Genomic DNA, 818 nt, shown 5'->3' on the forward strand with positions numbered 1-818 from the left:
CCCGAGGGGCGAGCCTTGCATATTTCCATCCCCGGCATTTTGCTGGTCGCTACCGTCGGAATAGGCGGCTTTCTGCGGCCCGGACGCTACCCTGCGGACTGCCCCTCCAATAGCCATAATCCACGACACGCACGTCATATACCCCAATAGGCATAACAACCGCTCCCGACGTTTCGTTCAGCTGTCCGTTATAATTCGCATTGTCTGTTCAAAACGGTCGTCTGTTGTTCTTCTTCTCGTGGAGATAATTCAGCTCGCCGCTGTAAATGTCCATGACAAAGTGCAACATATTGTCGACCAAAGCCGTTAATCTTGTATTATCGTTTCCAAGCAGGTGGAGGATTGCCGACACTTTGCGTTTGGTTTGGGCGCTGACGTAGATCGCAGAGCGGTTACGGCAATCCACCGGCGCGAAGAACGTGCGTTCGAAATCCGGCAGCGCGATCTTTTTACGACGGAATCCGGCAGGCTCCTTTACGGTACTCATTCGGGAATCGACGTCTGTTTTTTCAGCAACCGCTACCGATGCTACGGATGCAGTTGCCGATGTCTTTTCCTCGGGAGCGTCCGTATCTTCCTCTTCCGGTTCGGGAATCCTGCGGACGACTTCCGAGTCCAAAGGGGCTTGTCCGGCGATCATCTGACGCATCAGTTCCTCGTCGACTTCGATACGGGGACGCTTAGCAGGATTGGGTGTGGGGTTGTCTTTTTCCTTTAATGAATCCATGGTGCAACGTTTTTGAGATTGATTGTCAGCCATACGAGCATAGAGTATGTATGTCTGGTTTATTGGGTTAAACCATTCAAAATACCGTTTT

Annotated in this window: 1 protein-coding gene; it reads right to left on the minus strand. The window is 51.6% G+C overall.

Annotation, left to right across the window (positions count from 1 at the left end; all coding sequences use genetic code 11):
- Positions 1 to 208: 208 nt before the first annotated feature.
- Positions 209 to 727, minus strand: a complete 519-nt coding sequence (locus HMPREF9720_RS11020; RefSeq protein ID WP_009598418.1) for a DUF3408 domain-containing protein — start codon at positions 725 to 727, stop codon at positions 209 to 211.
- Positions 728 to 818 lie beyond the last annotated feature (91 nt).

The sequence above is a fragment of the Alistipes sp. HGB5 genome, assembly GCF_000183485.2.
Lineage (GTDB): Bacteria > Bacteroidota > Bacteroidia > Bacteroidales > Rikenellaceae > Alistipes > Alistipes finegoldii.